This is a genomic window from Pullulanibacillus sp. KACC 23026, from assembly GCF_029094525.1.
Classification (GTDB): domain Bacteria; phylum Bacillota; class Bacilli; order Bacillales; family Sporolactobacillaceae; genus KACC-23026.
In genome coordinates this window covers 404,082-422,960 of sequence record NZ_CP119107.1, presented here as the reverse complement: position 1 = coordinate 422,960, position 18,879 = coordinate 404,082, and the positions used below count along the sequence as shown (strand labels likewise).

Below are 18,879 nucleotides of genomic sequence, written 5' to 3'. Positions count from 1 at the left end.
CCGCCCACATACCTTGTAGTCCAAAAACAAAGGCAGATTATCATCATTTCATATATTACTAGATTAAAAGAATAATCACATCAGATTTTCTTATTTTGAGTATACACGAAACGGATAGACATGGCTATGAATCCAAGGAGATTTCGTTTGAGCGTCTATAATTGATCTTATAAAAAAAGACTGTCCCAAGGAGGATTACTCCCCATAGGACAGTCTTTTATCACCGCACGATTTAATCCATGTTAATCCAAACGCTTTTGACTTCTGTGTAATTGTTAAGCGCATAGGAACCCATTTCCCGGCCAATTCCTGATGCTTTGTACCCGCCAAATGGACTTGCGGCATCAAATACATTGTAGCAGTTCACCCAAACCGTACCTGCTTTAATTTTATTTGCCACATAATGTGCCTGTTTCACATTTTCCGTCCATAGACCCGCAGCTAGCCCGTATTCTGTATTGTTTGCCCGTTCAATCACCTCGTCAAGATCATCAAAAGGCAAGGCACAGACAACTGGTCCAAAGATTTCTTCCTTACTGATTGTCATATTATCATCGACATCAGCAAAAATGGTTGGCTCCACAAAATAGCCTCGCTCAGAGAACGTTCCCCCTGTTAAAAGCTCAGCCCCTTCTGCCTTCCCCTGATTAATATAATTGACCACACGATTTTGCTGCTCTTTAGATACAAGTGGTCCCATTTCCGTTTCAGGATGTAAGCCTTCACCTTGCTTAATGGATTTGGAGTGGGTCACAAGATCGGCCACGACATTGTCAAACGCCTTTTTCTGAATAAAAAGACGGGAACCGGCGCAGCACACTTGGCCCTGGTTAAACATAATACCCGATAGAGCACCTGGAATCGCACGAGACATATCCGCATCTGGTAAAATGATGTTTGGTGATTTTCCGCCAAGTTCAAGTGTGACCCGCTTAAGCGTTCGGCTGGCTTCTGACATGATGAGCTTTCCAACTTCCGTCGAACCAGTAAATGCAATTTTGTTCACTTTTGGATGGCTGACCAGAGGGGCTCCTGCTGTTTCACCAAAACCAGGAATGACATTCAGCACACCATTAGGAATACCGGCTTCTTCAGCCAATTGAGCGAGATAAAGAGCTGAAAGAGGTGTTTGCTCTGCTGGTTTTAAGACAACTGTACAGCCGGTTGCAAGTGCTGCACCAAGCTTCCACGCTGCCATAAGGAGCGGGAAATTCCAAGGGATAATTTGCCCGACAACCCCAACAGGCTCATGACGCGTGTAGTTAAAATACGAACCAGCTACAGGAATGGTTTGACCTGTAATTTTGGTGGACCATCCGGCATAGTAACGGAAATGCTCGATTGCAAGCGGTACATCCGCATTCGTGGTTTCACGAATCGGCTTCCCATTATCGAGACTATCCAATTGGGCCAGTTCTTCTTTGTGGTCTTCCATTAGGTCCGCCAGCTTATAAATTAACCGGCTTCTTTCGGCGGCACTTATTTTCGACCAAGGACCATTATCAAATGCCTCTCGCGCTGCCTGAACAGCCCGATCGACATCCTCAGGCCCTGCTTCGTAAAGGGTCGCTAGCACTTCTCCTGTTGCCGGGTTCAAAGTATCAAATGTTTTTCCCGAGACCGATTCAACCCATTCACCATTAATGTACATCTTTTTCGTACCTACTAAGAAGTCTTGAAGACGTTGACTAATCGCAAGCGTGTTCGATTCCATGGAAGTTCCCCCTTTAATCTTTTTCATAAAGGTATTCTACAAATATTTATGAAAACCCTTTCAAAAATTGTGGGAAATCGTTAGACAAATTAATTAGGGATTCGACATCTCGTCGGTGCCTCGAAAAAAAAAATTACATTTAATTAAGGCCACGTTAATCTTCCCCTTATTTTTTGATCAATCGGCCCGGTTCTCCAGCTTTTGGTAAGCATCCCGCCACGCCTTAGCGATTATGGCATGGCCCGCATAAGTGGGATGAACACCATCCTCAGCCCAGAAAGGTGCAGGTTTGTCATATAGCTTAGAAGCAAAGAGTCCGTCTAATGGAACCAAAGGGGCTTGAAACTCACGTGCCAGCTTTCTTACTACCTGGATTTTTGGATCGAGGTCCTCTCGCCAAGCTTCGCGGTCCACAGGATAAGGAAGGACAAAAGGTTCAAGCAACAAAATTTCAGCTCCAGTTTGCTTCGTATGTTCAAGAAGCTCTCGATAACCCGACTCAAACTGTTCGGTGGAAGTAGGATCGTTTTGGTCGTAGCGGCGCCAGCAATCATTTATGCCAATTAAAATGGAGACAACATCTGGTTTAAGAGCGATGCAATCCTCCTCCCAGCGCGCTCTTAGATCTTTAACTCGATTGCCGCTGATTCCTCTATTATAAAAAGTATAGGATGTGTCTGTATCGCTTGCAGCCAAAAGCGATGCCGCTATCATCGCATATCCTTTTCCTAGTTCATAGGGATCCTTATAGTTGCGGCCGCAATCCGTCACACTATCCCCTTGGAAGACAATCACTTTTTCGTTTGCCATTGTAAACCCTCGTTTCTTTTTAAACTTTCACTTTTCATGTTTTATATCCCTTAAAAACAATCGAGAATGAAGAACTTTGAAATGCTTACAGAAAAAACGGGCAAATACAGCGGTTTCAAAACACTCATCGGGATCAGCCATTGTTTTCAAAAACTAACTTAACTGTTTATTTCGACATGGATTCACTGTTGTCCTGCCCACTCTACTTTTTTGCCAGAGTGCACGCCAGATTTTTTAACATAAAATCCTTGAATAAAAAAAGGACTCTTCCAGATTTCCTTCTTAATATGAAGAAGATCTAGAACAGTCTTTAAGATTTAACCTTTAAAAATTCTATGCGAATCGATTCAGCAATCAAATGCACCTTTTCTTTATACAAAGTAGGTTTGGCAACCAACCTTGTCCTTTGCAAAGAAGATTCAGTCCGCGTCCGATGTTATGAGGGTAATCGGGCCGATCAGGTCAATTGAGTGCCCCCCAAAGACCTTCTTCCTGAGATAACCAAAGTGAAACAGTCAGCGTCTCATGCAACCTTATTTTTATCATAATAATTGTCCAAGCAATCGCATCCCTCACTTCAGCCTAAAGACCTCAAGTCCTATGCCTCTCTCTTATATTTACCAATTGAACAGATGACTGCCTAAGCTAAAATCCTCTTGTCCAATGATCAGAGCCATCTTACGCGGAAATTATTCTTGTTTGAATTTTATGACTCTTTATTAGTTTATCATAATTCTTTTAGATAAAAATTGGGAAAACAGATGCCTTTTCAACCCGTTTATTGAGATAGATTTCGACGTTTTTCCCGAAATCCTGCCATGCCCTTCTTTTCTGCAGAGCGAAGTGTTATTTTGTCTTAATATGGCGATACTTTTGTTGGGAGGAATATCTATGCTAACGATTGTACGACTTATTCTCATAGCAGGACTGATTGGCTTTATTTACGGGCCATTACAAACGTATAAGGCGAATCATCCTGATCAGTGGAAGGAAGCAGTAAATACAATGGCTGCTATCCCTAAGGTAATGGGCACTATCATTAAAAATGAAGCGTCCTTGATTCCAAAAACCCCTCCGGCTAATGGGGCGATATCCGGTAGCGATGCTTCATCTCAGAGTGGAAATACGGCCTCTGCAGGAAAATCGGCCCCTGCGTCCTCTGATGATTCTACATCTTCACTTGACCAGCTTCCCTCTTGGTTAGTTGGCGGCTCTAATGACAAGAGTCAGTCTGCCCCTTCTAATGACGGCAGCGGTATTCAGTCGACTAGCCCTTCTTCAGAACTCAACCTGTTGAGCCAATGGGTTATGGGGGGGACAAGTGATGAATCTCCTTTGAGGAATATCGCGATGTCTGGTCTTAGTCAAAACGAAATGGACACCTTAATGAAACATTGTCTGGACCTTAATTTGTCTCAAGTCATTCCTAAGCTCCAGAAGCTCTCTAATCAGTTATCTGCGATCAAGCTGGATTCGCTAAATTCACAGGATAAGCAAACAATTGTAAAGACCTATAACGAGACGATGAGCCTCCTTCAACTAGAATCCACCTTCTATATCAAAACAAGCCCTAAGGCTCAAGAAACGAAAATGAGTTTTTCAAATCTTCTAAACCAACCAGACCTTAACAAGGATCAAGTCTTTATCAGTATTAAAGATCCTGCAACTCACCAAACCTTAGCTGATTTCAGCATACAGGCGAAAGAGACGGTACCGGTCACTACTCATCCAGTTCCTAATCCAGATCATCCCTCATAGAAACAGCCTAAAATACCTGAAAAACCTTAATTTTAATGTTTAGTCCAAAGGTCCCAGCTCGCAAGTCCCGAGCCGGGCCTTTTTTCATCCTTTCGACAAAATAAGCAATTCCGAACTTTTTTTCAAAACTATTCGTGAACTTTGTCGAGATTCAAGGTATAATCAAACTTGTTAGCCAAAAAATAAGAACAAGCATAAGTGCTTTTCACTTTAAAATAGAAATAGAAAAACTGGCCAAAGTGAGCTGGTCTAAAGGAGAATAGAATGGATACACGTACTGGGCGAAAAAATGGGGATCCCAAAAAGAGAAGACGACGAATTCTGACATGGGTCAGTGTCATCGTACTCCTACTCATCATTGGGATTGGCGGCTATCTTGTACATGCGTATACCGCCATAAAAGATACGGCGAAAGAAATGCACATTGATGTCAAAACCACCAAGACTAATAATACGACCACGACCAAAAGTACTGAACCAAGCCCTACCATTACCAAAAAACCAATTAACATTCTTCTACTCGGTGTCGATGAACGTCCGAATGACCCTGGTCGGTCAGACACCATTATTGTTGCTACTTTAAATCCGCAAACCAAGTCCATGCTTCTCACAAGCATTCCGAGAGACACACGGGCTCTGATTGTCGGAAAAGGGAATGGCGATTATTATGACAAGATTAATGCAGCCTATGCTTATGGCGGCGTGGACATGTCCGTTGCAACTGTTCAAAACCTTCTAGGCATTAATATTGATTATGTCGCCAAAATTAACTTTAATGGGCTTAAAGAACTAGTCGATGCTGTAGGCGGCATTACCGTCAATAACCCAATCGATTGGTACGACGAGGGCTATTATAAAAAGGGATACCATTATAAAAAAGGGATCATTACCCTTCATGGTGGAGCCGCACTTGGATTTGCCCGCATGCGTCACCTTGATCCTCAAGGAGACTTTGGCCGAAACCTTAGACAGCGCCTTGTCATTGAAGGTATTCTTAAAAAAGCAGCTGGTCCGACAATCCTGACTAACTTGGATAAAATCCTCCAAGCGGTCGGCGATAATGTGAAAACCAATGCGACCTTTGATGAAATGAAATCCATGGCAGTCAGTTATCGACAATGCCGTGATACCGTCTACACTCATGAGGTCTATGCGACACCCGAACGTATTAATAACCTTGACTATGTAGTCGTTTCAGATGCAGAAAAACAGAAAGTGGGCCAAATGATCCAAGATGAATTAGACGGTACGCTAGATATGTCCAACTATGGAGGGAATTCCTCTGACAGCAGTTCTTCTGATAGCAGTAATGCTTCTGATGACAGCACCTCTTCCGCGAGCAGTGCTTCAAATTAATCCAAAACCTAAAACCAGCCGATTCCTCTTAAGGGGTCGGTTTTTGAGTTGGCTCCTAAATCAGACGTCTAAAAGAAATGAGAGTTGCCAACTTTGGCGACTCTCATTTCTTTTTCATTTTAATTGAAATTGATTGGTCAGTTGATTGAGATAGGCAGAGAGCTCTTCTTTCAGATCCTCTCTTTCAAGCGCTATTTCAATCGTTGCTTTGATAAGGCTAATTTTGTCACCCGTATCAAAACGTCTTCCTTCAAAATTGTAAGCATAGACGTTTTGTTTTTGCGCGAGCTTATTAATCGCATCGGTTAATTGAATCTCACCGCCTGCACCTGGCTCTTGGCTTTCTAGAATGTCAAAGATTTCTGGTGAGAGCACATAACGGCCCATAATAGCAAACTTAGAAGGTGCAAGGGCCACCGGAGGCTTCTCTACTAAAGAATCGACCTCGATTAGGCTTCCTTCCCTGTTTTTTATAGCGACTACGCCATATTTTTCAACATCCTTTTCTTCGACCTCTTTCACACCGACAACAGATGCTTCATAATTCTCATAGATGTCCATTAATTGTCCAATAGCAGGAACGTTAGAACGGACAATATCATCGCCTAATAAAACAGCAAAGGGTTCATTTCCAATAAACCCTTTGGCACACTGGATCGCATGCCCTAAGCCCAAAGCTTCTCCTTGACGAATATAATGAATATTCCCCAGCTTGGAAATCGAACGAACTTCATCGAGGTATTGCTGTTTTCCTTTGGACTCAAGGATTGTTTCGAGCTCAAAGGATTTATCAAAATGGTCCTCGATCGCTCGTTTATTTCTCCCTGTCACAATTATAATGTCTTCAATACCTGCAGAAACGGCCTCTTCAACAATGTACTGAATTGCGGGTTTGTCTACAATTGGAAGCATTTCTTTCGGTTGGGCCTTTGTTGCTGGCAGCAAGCGCGTACCAAGTCCAGCAGCTGGAATAATCGCCTTACGAATTTTCATTAACTCCAATCCCCCTTTGTAACCTCCGGACACACCATTTTGGATTCGTTTACTACTTTGTCTCAAGAAGTTGTCCTGTGTCAACCACTTTTTAATCCTTCTTGGAAAGCACCTCTTCTTCAGGCTCTAAACCCAAGAAGATCTCATCAATCACGCGTGAGGTTGACTCCCCATCCACATAATCGAAGAAATAGTTGACAAACGGCTTAATTCGCTGCATGTTAAATCGCTCTTCATGAATAACCTGTATTAAATCATCCGTGGAACGGGTAAGCGTCCCTGGAATGAACTTGTGATAATCGTAATAGAAATCACGTTTTTCCACATACTCTTCAACATCATAAGCATAGAAGATCATCGGGCGATTTAAGAGAGCAAATTCAAAGCACACGGATGAGTAATCGGTAATTAAAATATCGGTTACGAACAAGAGATCATTAATTTCTCTGTACTCTGAAAAATCGTAGAAAAAGTCACTGTACTCATAAGGAATACTAAAGTCATTCTTTACAAATGGATGGATCTTAAACAAAAAGACATACTCATCTTTTAGCGCATGATAGAGCTTGCCTAGATCCAATACCTCCATTGGGTAATGAGCGGATTGCTGCCCGTTCCCCCTAAACGTCGGCGCAAAGGTAATGACCTTCTTCCCTTTTAAGAACGGATAATGTTTGTAAAGATCTTCTCTGACCTGATTTTGGTAAGAACGATCAAAGAAGACATCGGTTCTTGGAATTCCTGTAGGAATAATTTTATCCTCACTGATCCCGAAGCCCTCAGCATAATACTTGGCGACTGATTTAGAACTGACAATGGCCTTCGTATAATTCCGATGGTTTTTCGATCGAGGAGATGGTCCCCCAGGAAGCCCAATTCGGCTAAAACCAAAGGTCTTAAACGCCCCCACCGCATGCCATAATTGAACAAGATCAGCCTTCGGGCGAATTTTGAGCGGATAGACCATTGGGAAGAAGTCATCTATAACAATAAAACGGGCTGTAGCCAAATGGTAAGCAAGCGTCATTAGTTCTTTAAGAGATTTCTTTTCCCTGATATGACGCTTCAGCATAAACTTATAATCAAAGTTAATACCGCGTTCCCTCATCTCATCATAAACAAACTTAAAGTTCCCGCTGATCTCACTCCGGCTATCCGAAGCAAAAAGCAGCTTTCTCGGTTTAATTGGGAGCATACAAAAAATCCTATACGCCATTTGGAACAGTGGTGTATAAAGAACTCTATAGACAAAGCCTCGCTTTTCAAGACGTGCTGTATCAAACTCTTGCGGATCAATATCCTTTAGTTTATTGGACTTAATCATTAAGGTTTTGGTTTCTTTGTTATAAACCGCGAGCAGATTGTATCGCAATTCTCGGCGAGCCGAGAAATACTCCATCTTAGCCGTATGAAACCCTTCTTTTAGGAAATGCTCTATATTTCCTAGCGGGAATAGACGATGATAAATAGATTTGCCAAATACCTGTACTTCAACCCGCAAATAAGCTTTATATTCTCCTTGAGGAAGCGGCTTTCCGCCGTCAAGTGTCGATAAATTAAACTTACCTTTAAAGCCTGCCCATTTATATTTCTCAGGAAGCTCTTCGGGAGATTGGAGCTGATCGACCGGTATATCAACAAGGGCAAGCTCAATCTTCTCGAATTCACTATTGATTAGAACAAGCCTTTTTTTGACAAGGTCCTCGTTATTCATTTCGACGCCTTCGAGATAGTAATACCCCTCAATTTCAAGGATTGGCCCATTCCAATATAAAAGAGTCACTTTTCGATGTGGAATGACCTGGCTTTCCTTCCCAACCATTTCTTCTATCAGAGGAAGCGTTTCCTCAATGCGGTCTTTCCGGATGACGACATTCACATCATCTTCAAGCATTGAGCCCGTTCTCTTAAACACATTAGTTTGGGTGGTTGTTGGAGGCTTTCTTCCGATAAGCCGTCTGACTACACGTTTAACTCGTCGAATCATATCTTAATCTCCTTAAGTCTCGTTGACTTGCAGCTTCTTCTAATAAAAAGCGGACGATACGGCGGCTGGCATGTCCGTCCGTATAATCAAAGAAGCGTTCTTTAAATGCTTTGACCTGCTCTATATTAAAAGCGTCCGATTGGATCCACTCAACTAACTTATCTGTATTCTGAAACAAAGGACCCGGGATAAAGGAACGATAATCAAAGTAAAACCCTCGCTCCTCTTCGTAGTCATCTAAGTCTTGAGCAAAAAAAGCCATTGGTTTTTCCCTCAAGCTGTAGTCAAAAATAATTGAAGAATAATCCGTAATTAGAATATCGGTTAAGCTCAAGAGCTCTTCTATATTATACCCTCCATCCATCATATAGACAAAACCCTCTGTGTTATCAGGCAAGCGCATCCCTTTTCTCATGTATGGATGAAGGTGAATCAACAATGCATAACGATCTCCTAATTGGTCTTTCATTTGATTCAAATCCATTGGACAATCAAAGACGCCTTGATCATGACTCCCGCCTCTAAAAGTTGGGGCAAACAAAATAAGGCGTTTCGCTATTAAATTTGGATAAGCTTTATAGAAAGATTGTTTGAGCTTAGATAGGGCTTGTTGATTGTAAAAATAATCAGTCCTTGGGACGCCAAGAGGGAAAATGCGATTAGGACTCATATTAAAAGCTTCCGCATAAAAGGGAACAATCTCTTGACAGCTGACCATAACAAACGAATAATTCGAATGTACTTTGACATGTTTTAAGTAAGCCTCGCTCGGGCCGAAACTCTTATTCACCGTGCTGTACCCAAATTTCTTAAATGCACCCGCTGCGTGCCACAATTGGACGATGTCCGTTCCCTTTCTTGGAGTCACGACATAAACGGGAAAATAAAAATCATCAATGACAAAATAACGGGATGTCGCCAAATAATAACAGGCTCGTAACATATGGAATAAGTAATCCCATTTTCCGAGCCATCCCGATCGATAAGGCTTTAATAAAAAAACAGCCTGTACATCTTCCTTTTGATTCTTCCATTCCTCATAAACGGCTTTGAGATTATCTTTTAACACATTAGATCGGTAGGAAGCAAAGGTTACCCTATCCTTTTGGACCGGATAAAAGACTTTGAAAAAGGTAAACACCATTCTAATGCACAGGCTGGCCATTATGGTCGGCAGAAAACGAAGTTCTTGCAAGCATTCGCCCCCTCTCCTTATGCATTGCACTCGTTACATGTCCCATTTCATGACGGTTTTACCCCAAGACGTCGCTAAGTCCTGTTCAAAACATTGAGTGATATCCTGTATGGAACGAACCGAATTAACCGAACTTACCAGAGCCTCCAAATAGCCAAGAACATCCGGATAAGTTCTCAAGAAATCAACGGTGTCTTGAAAGTCCTGAGCTCCGCTTCGGCTTGATCCAATGACCGTAATCCCTTTTTCCAAAATCATACGGGTATTCACCTTAATCGGATTTTCAGATACCCCTAAAATCGACATCGAACCCTCTGGTTGAATAACATCAATCATTTGATTAATTGCGGATTCACTTCCAAGCCCGCCCACACATTCAAAGCCATGATCAATACGAATGTCCTCAGGGATGTTATTAATGGTAAACACTTCGTCAACAAAGGAAAAGTGATCCAGCTTGTAGCCAGTCTTACCAAATACATACACCTTTGCATTCTTAAACAGTTTCTTGAGCATCAGTGCTGCTATAAACCCAAGATTGCCGTCTCCCCAAACCCCAAATGCCTCACGTCTAACATGGGCTCGTTTTTCAAAACGGGTAATCGCGTGCATGGCAATGGTCATTAACTCGGTAAAAGCCATGACATTAGGATTCATTTCAGGATCTAAGACAACGAGGCGATCGCGCTGCATAAAAACATAATCTTGAAGATAGCCATCATAACCGCTTGATCGAAACTTGCTTGAACGCAAGTAATTTTCGCCGATAATTTCGTCCGTCTCAATTGGCGTATTAGGGACCATGACCACCCTTGTCCCTACTTTAAATTCATTGCTTGGATCATAAACCACTTCCCCGATCCCCTCATGAATCAAAGCCATAGGAAGCTTTTTCGCCATGACAGCCTGGTCGCGGGAACCTGTATAATACCTCTGGTCCGCTGCACAAATGGAGAGATAGGTCGGACGGATGACCACCCGGTCGGAATTCAGAGAACGATCTTTGTAGGCCACTTCAAACTGCCTAGGTGATACTAATCGATAGACTTGATTAATCATTGCTACCGCGCTCCTCGAATAAGGCATTCGCAATTTTCAAATCATAAGGTGTCGTGATTTTAATATTGAATAATTCACCCTTCACAATCTTTACAGCCTCGTCATTAATCGTAAAGATTTTGCAGGCATCCGTTAAGATTTCTTTTTGTTCATTAGTGAGACCTTGATAAAGTGCCACAAGCTTCTTAATGTTAAAGCTTTGCGGGGTTTGTCCCTGGTACATATAATCACGGACAGGAATTTGTGTAATAAATTCCCCGTCTTTGGATTCGATAATCGTATCATAGGCGGCAATGACCGTATCAACAGCCCCATATTCAATAGCTCCGTTTATATTTTCCTCGATAATTCGGTGAGTGAGAAACGGACGGACGGAGTCATGCGTCACAATAACATCCTCGTCGGTTAAACCAAATTGTGATTCAATATAGCGGATTCCGCTCATAATCGATTCATTTCGGTTGCTTCCACCTTCAACCACTACAAGACGTTCTTGGTTTCCTAGATACTTGTCTATCAAGCTTCTTGTATGATGGATCCATTCTCTAGGTGCCACAATAATAATTTGGTCAAAACGTTGATTTAAAAGGAACTTTTCTACAGTGTGAATAATGATCGGTTTGCTTTTCAAGGTCAAGAATTGTTTAGGCATATCAATATTGCCCATTCGAGTGCCTTTTCCCCCAGCTAAGATCTCTGCATATATCATAAAAATTAACTCCTTTTATTGGAATATCGGTATGAGATTAGACTATTGTTTGTGTCTTTATTTTTCCTTAATAGCGAACGGCTACTGAAGTATCCCGACACCGCTTTGCTTTCTCACCGCTTCAGCTTTATAAGCTTTTTTCTCTTTGTCAGACAGGGCTTTGAATTCTTTAATGAAGGTTTCATATTTCGGAATGATCTCTTCAACCGTCCCATAATCACGCACTTCGCCATATTCTAACCACAGCGCTTTTTCACAGAAATTCTTAACTTGCCCAATGGAGTGACTGATGAAAAAGATGGTCTTCCCTGCTTCTTTAAACTCGTGCATTTTCTTTAAGCACTTATCAGCAAAGGTTTGGTCTCCAACTGACAATGCTTCGTCAATCACCAATATATCGGGATTAACAGTAACTGAAATAGCGAAGCCTAGACGCGATTTCATCCCGCTTGAATACTTCTTAACAGGCTGATCAATGAATTTCCCTATATCCGCAAATTCAATGATTTCAGGCTCCAGTTTTATTATTTCCCTCTTTTTAAACCCAAGCATCAAACATTTCAATTCAATATTCTCCCGACCGGTTAGTTCATTATCTAACCCCGATTGAATCGCAATGAGAGAGGTTTCCCCTTTGGCTTCAATCGTTCCGGAGGTCGGCGGGATAACACCAGAAATAATGTTAGACAAGGTGGATTTCCCTGAACCGTTCACCCCTAAAATCCCGACCACATCCCCTTTATTTGCCGTGAAGCTAACATTGCGAAGGGCATAGAAGTTCTCTCCATAGCCCTTAGGCAGGACGAGATCAAGAATTTTTTCTTTTTGTCCGTTATACATTTTATAACATTTTGAGACATTCTCAACTATTACCGATAGTTCGCTCATACTGTCACATCCATATTAGAGATAATCCACAAAGCGATCGCGGAATTTCACATGTACTGATGCCCCAATGATCAAAAGGACAATAACTAGGCACCAAAAATAAAGCGTGTATTTCCAATCCGAAACCAAGTACCAAGAGGTCCCAAGCAATGAGGCACGGTAGCCCTCTACAATGTAATATATCGGGTTAAATTTAACAATCATTAGTAGTATTTGGTGTTTACCCTCTAATCGTGCTTCCAAATCCCAAAGGATCGGCGTTAAATAAAACAACACCCGGAGAATTGCTTGAAGCATTTGTTGAATGTCTCGGATAATCGTCGTTAACGTTGATGTGAGCAACGAAACGGCAAAAAGAAAAGCAATCGTACAAAACATAAAATAAGGGAGCATTATATAATGTAAATTAACAAAAGCGCCCATAAATTGAAAGATGATAATCACAATCCCCGCCAAAACTAAATGCTGATAAAACTTCGTCATAATAATAAAGCTTGGGATCGTACTCATCGGAAAGCTCATCTTAGAAATCATTCGGATTCGTGTGTAAATAGAACGTGATGCAGTAAGTATACCTTGATTGACAAAAAACCACACCAAAATCCCTGCCATCATCCATTGAACATATGGAATATGACCATCTACCAGGCTTCCCTTTCTAATACCAAACCCAAACACAAACCAATAAATCCCAATTTGTATCATAGGATTGATAACTTCCCATAAGATGCCTAAATAATTGTTATTGTTTTCACTTTTTAATTCAAAAGTACTCAGTCTTAATATGAGATAAATGCTATTTAGTTGTTCCTTAATAACCGTTAAAGCTGATTTCATGAAAGATTCCTTTCTGGGCTTGTCTGACGCATCCTTGGTCAACTCCCTCATTTGTCCTCCCGAATTAAATATTCCACTATATTTCGACTGGATTGACCTTTTGAATATTTGTTCCAAACCTCTGAGTAGGCTCTTACCTCACTAAGGTCGTAGCTCTCTTCCTTAATCACTCGGATTAACTCAGCTGTTGTTCGGACAATCGGGCCGGGAACAGAAGTCTCATAGGGTTCCCATAAGCCACGGTCTTTCAAATAGGTATCTTCGTCATAGGCAAAAAAGATCATCGGTTTTTCTAGTATGGAATATTCTACAGGAATTGATGAGTAATCGGTTATAAGCAAGTCCGAAATAAATAAGAGTTCGTTAATATCCTGATTAGAATAATTCATGACAAAACCACCATCCAACTCACTGAACGATAAATCATTCTTAATGGCGGGATGGAGCTTTAAAATCAACACATACTGATCGGATAATGCCCTTTGCATCTCGCTTATATCTAATTCAAGCTGAAATGCCTCTAATTCTTGATCACGATAGGTAGGGGCGTATAAGATAACCTTCTTTTTTGAAAGCTCGGGATTAAGGGTTGTCCATTTCTGGATCGCCAGTTCTTTAGCTTTTTCATTATAAAATAAATCGGTTCGAGGCACCCCTGTTCGGAGGATGACCGATGGCGGTAAGTGAAAGGCAGCCAAAAAGCGTTCCGCCATGACATCTGAGCCGACGACAATGCGGTGAAAATGCTGATACACATTAGCAAACCGCTTTTGGGCCCAATTTGTGCGCTCCAAGGTGGACTTATCTTCGAACCCAAAGGTTTTAACGGCACCTGCTGCATGCCAGATCTGGACGCATTCCACTTGCTTTCTAAAGGTGATCCCCGCAAGCTCCCCAAAATAATTATCGACCACCACTTTCTTCGATGTTTGGAGATGATAAATGGCTTTAATAAAGTCTCCAACATTTGAAAGCTTTAATTCAATGGATGACATCCCTATTTGCTCATCAAACCGTTGTTTGTTTTTTCCTTTATAAAGAAAAACACAGGGTATGGGAACCTGTTGTCTTTTCATCTCGTTATAAATATAAAGGTTATTTTGTTCAAAAGATACCATGAAGGTTATGCTGTCTCTTAATGGAAATAACCGGCAAATCGTACTAATAAAACGAACAAAAAGGACGTATAAAGAAATAAAAAGTTCTCTAACCATTGGACGAAGATAAGTCATGCTTAATTTTTGTTGTTGAAACACCTAATGTTCTAGGCAGATAAATAACCTGACAATAGTCTTTAAGAAAATCAAACTTTCCTTCCCAGTCATCTCCCATTACAAAGATATCAATGTCATATTCGAGGACATCTGAAATCTTCTGTTCCCAATTCCGTTCTGGAATCACCCGGTCAACGTAACGAATGGACTCCAACACAAGCTTTCGATGATCATAGTTCGTGTAAGCTTCTTTTCCTTTTAACTTATTAAATTCATCTGTGGAAAGACCCACAGTTAAATGATCCCCTAATTCTCTTGCACGTTTTAATAGATGAACGTGACCCCAATGCAAGATATCAAACGTTCCGTATGTTAAAACTCGTTTCATGATATATTCCTTCTTTCTTTTGAAAGAACGATCTCTTTTTGAATCTAAAGCTTGTATCCCATTTTGACGCTGTCTTCTCTCGGGGACTCATGCTGCCGGCCCCTCCTGAAAACCATCTCCGTCTTTTCGCCCAAATTTAGTGGACCCAAATTAACCTGTTTTCTTGTCTTACCCCAAAACAGTTGCGAATCCCCTATAGGACGCAGAATAAAGGCTACAAGAAACCCGCATTTAATAACTCATTTCAAATCAGCCTTACTCCTTCAAAGCGCCCAAAACACATACATTTAAGCTATCATAACACACATTATATGTCGACAATCTAGCCAATGCAATGGGGCATTATGAGAAAAAGTGTCGAAAACGTCACAATCTGATTTACCCTTAAATTGATCGAAACGGATTGTTTTCATGCATTCTTGCCTAATTTCTTATGTATGACAACTTTAAAGCCCCCAGCCCTGTTCGGACGGGGGGCTCTCTATCGGCTTTTTAGTCAACTGCTGCCTCGCCAAGAGCAAACATGATCTCTGTCTCACAGACAAGCTCTCCGTCGACAGTGGCTACGCCTTTTCCTTTACCCACTTTGCCGCGAACGCGCGTGAGTTCCACTTCCAAGTGAAGTTGATCTCCCGGCCTTACTTGCCGTTTGAATCGGCAATTATCAATCCCAGCGAAGAAGGCAAGACGGCCTTGATTTTCTTCTTTTTTCAAAAGGGCAACGGCCCCTACTTGGGCTAATGCCTCTACTATTAGAACACCCGGCATAACGGCGTAGTCAGGAAAATGGCCGTTAAAAAACTCTTCGTTACCGGAGACATTTTTTAGACCCACTGCTTTCTTTCCTTCTTCTACTTCAAGAATGCGATCGATTAACAAGAATGGATATCTATGCGGTAAAATAGCTTTGATTTCTTCTAATGTTAACATTTTATATCACCTTTCTAAGGACAATATACCTTACCTATTTTTTTGCGTAAATAATATCCCGAATATGCGTCCAAGTATGCAGATTAAAGACATCCATTGGATTTCCTTTTCCAATAAAGCCATACCCTACCATTGAACCGCCTATTGTGGCTACTATGCAGAGGACAAGAATGATCACTAATCTTAACCAAATAGGGAAAAGACGAACCTTCAATCGCTTCGTTTCTTGCTCTTCTTTTTTGCACTTAGCTGCCCTTGACTTTTCTTCTTCTTTTTCTTTCTGTTTCTTGCTTCCCTCAGGAGCCTGTTCTTCCTTAAGGCGTTGTTTTCTTAACGTTTCTCGGCTTTGTACCGGTGCAGATGATGGAGACGTTTGACCAACAGGTTCACTTGATGGATCTGAAGGAGTGAGAGAAGGTGCTCCAACAGCTGCTTGCATTGTTTCTTGAGCCGGACTGTCGACTGTCTCGGGAACAGATTCCGCCATCTGGTCCTCTGATTCTTCTTCTCCCGGCAAATCGGACACCTGAACAAGACTAGTCGCCCTTTCAGCTTGGACAGGACTGTTCCCGCGTTTCTCGGATACTTGTCCATTTGATTCCTGAACTGGGTCGCTCTCTTCAGGCATAGCGTCCGGTGTCCCTTGAGTCGGTTTCTCTTTGGCAAGCGCCTCTTCTTCAGTCAAAATACGATCAAGATTCAGCGGCTTTTGGTTTTCCGGTTCTTCCTGTTGATCCTTTTGTTTCTTATCTGGTAAATCGATTAATGGCTTTTCGTCGTTAGGGTCGAGAGGGGTTGGCATCCCGAGACTCCCCTTTCACATAAAAATAGAAGGGCACCTCAAGTGGTCCCCTTTTTAAATTCTATTATTAGATTACCATAAAAGAGCAAGACAGACAGGATTTTTATAAGAATAGTGTAAAAGCCGCTCTGGCTAGAGGGCTGTTTTTACACCATTTCCCTTGTGTCAGTTGAATTTGGTGCGTGGCAGCTTATCGAGATGCTCAAGCATCTTCCCAGTTCCTTCAGCTACACATGTCATTGGATTTTCGGCAATCACTACTGGAACCTTCAATTCAGAAGCAAGCAGTTGGTCAATACCATGAAGCAGTGCGCCTCCACCTGTTAAAATGACCCCGCGATCAATAATATCAGCAGACAATTCAGGAGGGGTGCGTTCAAGGACATTCTTTGCAGCTTGTACAATAGAAGAAACAGGTTCTTCGAGGGCACGTTGAATTTCATTTGATGTAATGGAAAGTGTCTTAGGAAGACCTGACACCATATCACGGCCGCGAATCGAGATTTCCTCATTTCTAGAACCCGGATAGACCGTTGCCACTGCGATTTTAATATCCTCAGCTGTCCGTTCACCGATCAGTAATTTATATTCTCTTTTGATATAATTGAGAATTTCTTGGTCGAACTTATCCCCTGCCATACGAATAGAGGAAGCCGTCACGATATCACCCATTGACAAGACCGCAATATCTGTTGTTCCACCGCCAATGTCAATAACCATATTTCCGCTCGGTTGGAAAATGTCCATACCTGCGCCGACCGCTGCTACCTTTGGCTCTTCCTCAAGATAGATGGTCTTGCCTCCGCTTTTCTCTGCTGCTTCACGAATCGCTTTTTGCTCAACGGATGTGATGTTCGTCGGGGTGCAGATGAGAATACGAGGCTTTGCCAAAAAACCTTTGACATTAATTTTATTGATAAAATGCTTCAACATAACTTCAGTAATTTCGAAGTCCGCAATAACTCCATCTCTCAAGGGACGAATAGCCACAATATTCCCTGGCGTTCTTCCGACCATTCGGCGTGCTTCTTCCCCTACTGCAAGCGGCCTCTGTGTCTTAGTGTCGATCGCAACAACAGAAGGCTCGTTCAGGACAATACCTCTCCCCTTTACATAAATAAGAACATTTGCTGTTCCGAGATCTATTCCGATATCTCTAGAAAACATTCCGTATCCTCCCTAAAACATGTTTATACACATTTTTTATTTAAATATATTCTCATTCAAGTAGCATTAAAATTTCGTTAGAATTCGACAAAGCTACATCTATTCTATCATAAACTTTTCAGAACACGTAGACCTAAAATGCTAAAAAAAACACTTATTTTATGCTTATTTTCCTCCCACTATTGATGTTTTATTTAAATGGGCAGAGCTGAACTCTGAAAAAACGTTTTTTATGCTCCTTTCTTGACCTTTTGTCGGAATAGTGAACTTTCTGTCGAATCGTCATATGCAGCTTCTCAAGACAAAAAAATGGGTTTTTCAGCTGTTAACCCCCGCCGAAATAGAAGCCTTCACAATGATTATAAAAATAGCGAAACCAGAAGACCGAACGAAACGGCTCTCTAGTTTCGCTATGCTTTTCATCCTCTAAAGGGATGCTTACTTATCTTCCAACATTGATGATTTAATTCAAATTTTTTTAATAATGGATGGATGGTATAGAAGAATGGCATTTGCAAGGAAGGATAAAAATGATAGGAGGTATAAAGTGGTGTCTTCTATTTGAATGAAATTGATTTAATCTAGAGATGTCTTCGTCTTAAATAACATAAGTAAGGTAGGGCAGGATAATTGCCTTTAATTGATGAAGGGTTAGACTAGCCCCTATAAATTAACTTTCTCTTATATGAAATAAACGGTGTCACTAATGGACTAGTCACCGGGATGCCTTACACTTTCTCAACTTTGGCTTCTTCTTCCTCCTCAAGCGTTTGACGGTATTTCATTCTTGTTGCTTCCCCGCCTCTTAGATGTCGAATCGATTTGTGGTAATCAAGGACGTTTTTTACTTCGTTTGCAAGCTCAGCATTAATAATAGGAAGCCGTTCGGTCAGATCTTTATGGACCGTACTTTTGGAGACGCCAAATTCCTTGGCGATGACTCGCACTGTCTTTTTTGTCTCCACGATATGCCTGCCAATCTTGATGGTTCGCTCTTTGATGTAATCGTGCACACCACTCGCCTCCCAATAGTAATAAAAACAGTCGATTTGAACAGAAACTTCCAGAAAAC

General features: G+C 41.5%; 17 protein-coding genes. 2 read left to right on the top strand and 15 right to left on the bottom strand.

Annotation, left to right across the window (positions count from 1 at the left end):
* Positions 1-232: 232 nt before the first annotated feature.
* Both PU629_RS01960 and PU629_RS01955 read right to left on the bottom strand, forming a co-directional pair.
* Complete coding sequence (locus PU629_RS01960; RefSeq protein ID WP_275282586.1) at positions 233-1,714, bottom strand: aldehyde dehydrogenase family protein; 1,482 nt, start codon at positions 1,712-1,714, stop codon at positions 233-235.
* A gap of 177 nt (positions 1,715-1,891) precedes the next feature.
* Positions 1,892-2,524, bottom strand: a complete 633-nt coding sequence (locus PU629_RS01955) for an SGNH/GDSL hydrolase family protein (RefSeq protein ID WP_275282585.1) — start codon at positions 2,522-2,524, stop codon at positions 1,892-1,894.
* 891 nt (positions 2,525-3,415) lie between these two features.
* Between PU629_RS01955 and PU629_RS01950 the strand changes: the two genes are divergently transcribed.
* Both PU629_RS01950 and PU629_RS01945 read left to right on the top strand, forming a co-directional pair.
* On the top strand, positions 3,416-4,282 hold the full coding sequence (locus tag PU629_RS01950) for a hypothetical protein (RefSeq protein WP_275282584.1): 867 nt from the start codon (positions 3,416-3,418) through the stop codon (positions 4,280-4,282).
* 264 nt (positions 4,283-4,546) lie between these two features.
* The gene (locus tag PU629_RS01945; RefSeq protein ID WP_275282583.1) at positions 4,547-5,638 is read left to right on the top strand and encodes an LCP family glycopolymer transferase; all 1,092 of its coding nucleotides are present in this window, start codon (positions 4,547-4,549) and stop codon (positions 5,636-5,638) included.
* Positions 5,639-5,752: 114 nt separating this feature from the next.
* On the opposite strand, the gene galU is transcribed toward PU629_RS01945, so the two are convergent.
* The 13 genes from galU to spoIIID form a co-directional block, all read right to left on the bottom strand.
* Entirely contained in the window at positions 5,753-6,631 is an 879-nt protein-coding gene (gene galU, locus PU629_RS01940; protein WP_275282582.1) for a UTP--glucose-1-phosphate uridylyltransferase GalU, read from the bottom strand.
* Positions 6,632-6,722: 91 nt separating this feature from the next.
* Positions 6,723-8,618, bottom strand: coding sequence for a CDP-glycerol glycerophosphotransferase family protein (locus tag PU629_RS01935; RefSeq protein ID WP_275282581.1), 1,896 nt, complete (start codon positions 8,616-8,618; stop codon positions 6,723-6,725).
* Entirely contained in the window at positions 8,602-9,813 is a 1,212-nt protein-coding gene (locus PU629_RS01930; protein WP_275282580.1) for a CDP-glycerol glycerophosphotransferase family protein, read from the bottom strand. Before PU629_RS01930 ends, PU629_RS01935 begins: the two co-directional genes overlap by 17 nt.
* 33 nt (positions 9,814-9,846) lie before the next feature.
* Positions 9,847-10,872 carry a ribitol-5-phosphate dehydrogenase gene (locus tag PU629_RS01925; protein WP_275282579.1) on the bottom strand — a complete coding sequence of 342 codons (1,026 nt, stop codon included), beginning with the start codon at positions 10,870-10,872 and terminating at the stop codon, positions 9,847-9,849.
* Positions 10,865-11,581, bottom strand: a complete 717-nt coding sequence (locus PU629_RS01920; protein WP_275282578.1) for an IspD/TarI family cytidylyltransferase — start codon at positions 11,579-11,581, stop codon at positions 10,865-10,867. Before PU629_RS01920 ends, PU629_RS01925 begins: the two co-directional genes overlap by 8 nt.
* An 81-nt stretch (positions 11,582-11,662) precedes the next feature.
* On the bottom strand, positions 11,663-12,469 hold the full coding sequence (gene tagH / locus PU629_RS01915) for a teichoic acids export ABC transporter ATP-binding subunit TagH (protein WP_275282577.1): 807 nt from the start codon (positions 12,467-12,469) through the stop codon (positions 11,663-11,665).
* A gap of 15 nt (positions 12,470-12,484) precedes the next feature.
* The gene (locus PU629_RS01910; protein ID WP_275282576.1) at positions 12,485-13,306 is read right to left on the bottom strand and encodes an ABC transporter permease; all 822 of its coding nucleotides are present in this window, start codon (positions 13,304-13,306) and stop codon (positions 12,485-12,487) included.
* A gap of 47 nt (positions 13,307-13,353) precedes the next feature.
* A complete protein-coding gene (locus PU629_RS01905) occupies positions 13,354-14,424 on the bottom strand; it encodes a CDP-glycerol glycerophosphotransferase family protein (protein ID WP_275282575.1) in 1,071 nt (356 codons plus the stop codon).
* Between the two features lie 88 nt (positions 14,425-14,512).
* Positions 14,513-14,908 (bottom strand): glycerol-3-phosphate cytidylyltransferase, encoded by a 396-nt coding sequence (gene tagD, locus PU629_RS01900; RefSeq protein ID WP_275282574.1) that lies wholly within the window; start codon positions 14,906-14,908, stop codon positions 14,513-14,515.
* Between the two features lie 492 nt (positions 14,909-15,400).
* Complete coding sequence (fabZ, locus tag PU629_RS01895) at positions 15,401-15,838, bottom strand: 3-hydroxyacyl-ACP dehydratase FabZ (protein WP_275282573.1); 438 nt, start codon at positions 15,836-15,838, stop codon at positions 15,401-15,403.
* 34 nt (positions 15,839-15,872) lie between these two features.
* Positions 15,873-16,640, bottom strand: a complete 768-nt coding sequence (locus PU629_RS01890) for a DNA-directed RNA polymerase subunit beta (RefSeq protein WP_275282572.1) — start codon at positions 16,638-16,640, stop codon at positions 15,873-15,875.
* Positions 16,641-16,805: 165 nt separating this feature from the next.
* Positions 16,806-17,807, bottom strand: a complete 1,002-nt coding sequence (gene mreB, locus PU629_RS01885; RefSeq protein ID WP_275282571.1) for a rod shape-determining protein — start codon at positions 17,805-17,807, stop codon at positions 16,806-16,808.
* Positions 17,808-18,535: 728 nt separating this feature from the next.
* Positions 18,536-18,820, bottom strand: coding sequence for a sporulation transcriptional regulator SpoIIID (spoIIID, locus tag PU629_RS01880; RefSeq protein WP_275282570.1), 285 nt, complete (start codon positions 18,818-18,820; stop codon positions 18,536-18,538).
* Between the last annotated feature and the right edge of the window lie 59 nt (positions 18,821-18,879).

Coding starts and splice junctions, on each gene's coding strand:
- PU629_RS01960 (WP_275282586.1), bottom strand. CDS start 1,714: ATGGAATCGAACACGCTTGCGATTAGTCAACGTCTTCAAGACTTCTTA.
- PU629_RS01955 (WP_275282585.1), bottom strand. CDS start 2,524: ATGGCAAACGAAAAAGTGATTGTCTTCCAAGGGGATAGTGTGACGGAT.
- PU629_RS01950 (WP_275282584.1), top strand. CDS start 3,416: ATGCTAACGATTGTACGACTTATTCTCATAGCAGGACTGATTGGCTTT.
- PU629_RS01945 (WP_275282583.1), top strand. CDS start 4,547: ATGGATACACGTACTGGGCGAAAAAATGGGGATCCCAAAAAGAGAAGA.
- galU (WP_275282582.1), bottom strand. CDS start 6,631: ATGAAAATTCGTAAGGCGATTATTCCAGCTGCTGGACTTGGTACGCGC.
- PU629_RS01935 (WP_275282581.1), bottom strand. CDS start 8,618: ATGATTCGACGAGTTAAACGTGTAGTCAGACGGCTTATCGGAAGAAAG.
- PU629_RS01925 (WP_275282579.1), bottom strand. CDS start 10,872: ATGATTAATCAAGTCTATCGATTAGTATCACCTAGGCAGTTTGAAGTG.
- PU629_RS01920 (WP_275282578.1), bottom strand. CDS start 11,581: ATGATATATGCAGAGATCTTAGCTGGGGGAAAAGGCACTCGAATGGGC.
- tagH (WP_275282577.1), bottom strand. CDS start 12,469: ATGAGCGAACTATCGGTAATAGTTGAGAATGTCTCAAAATGTTATAAA.
- PU629_RS01910 (WP_275282576.1), bottom strand. CDS start 13,306: ATGAAATCAGCTTTAACGGTTATTAAGGAACAACTAAATAGCATTTAT.
- PU629_RS01905 (WP_275282575.1), bottom strand. CDS start 14,424: ATGGTATCTTTTGAACAAAATAACCTTTATATTTATAACGAGATGAAA.
- tagD (WP_275282574.1), bottom strand. CDS start 14,908: ATGAAACGAGTTTTAACATACGGAACGTTTGATATCTTGCATTGGGGT.
- fabZ (WP_275282573.1), bottom strand. CDS start 15,838: ATGTTAACATTAGAAGAAATCAAAGCTATTTTACCGCATAGATATCCA.
- PU629_RS01890 (WP_275282572.1), bottom strand. CDS start 16,640: ATGCCAACCCCTCTCGACCCTAACGACGAAAAGCCATTAATCGATTTA.
- mreB (WP_275282571.1), bottom strand. CDS start 17,807: ATGTTTTCTAGAGATATCGGAATAGATCTCGGAACAGCAAATGTTCTT.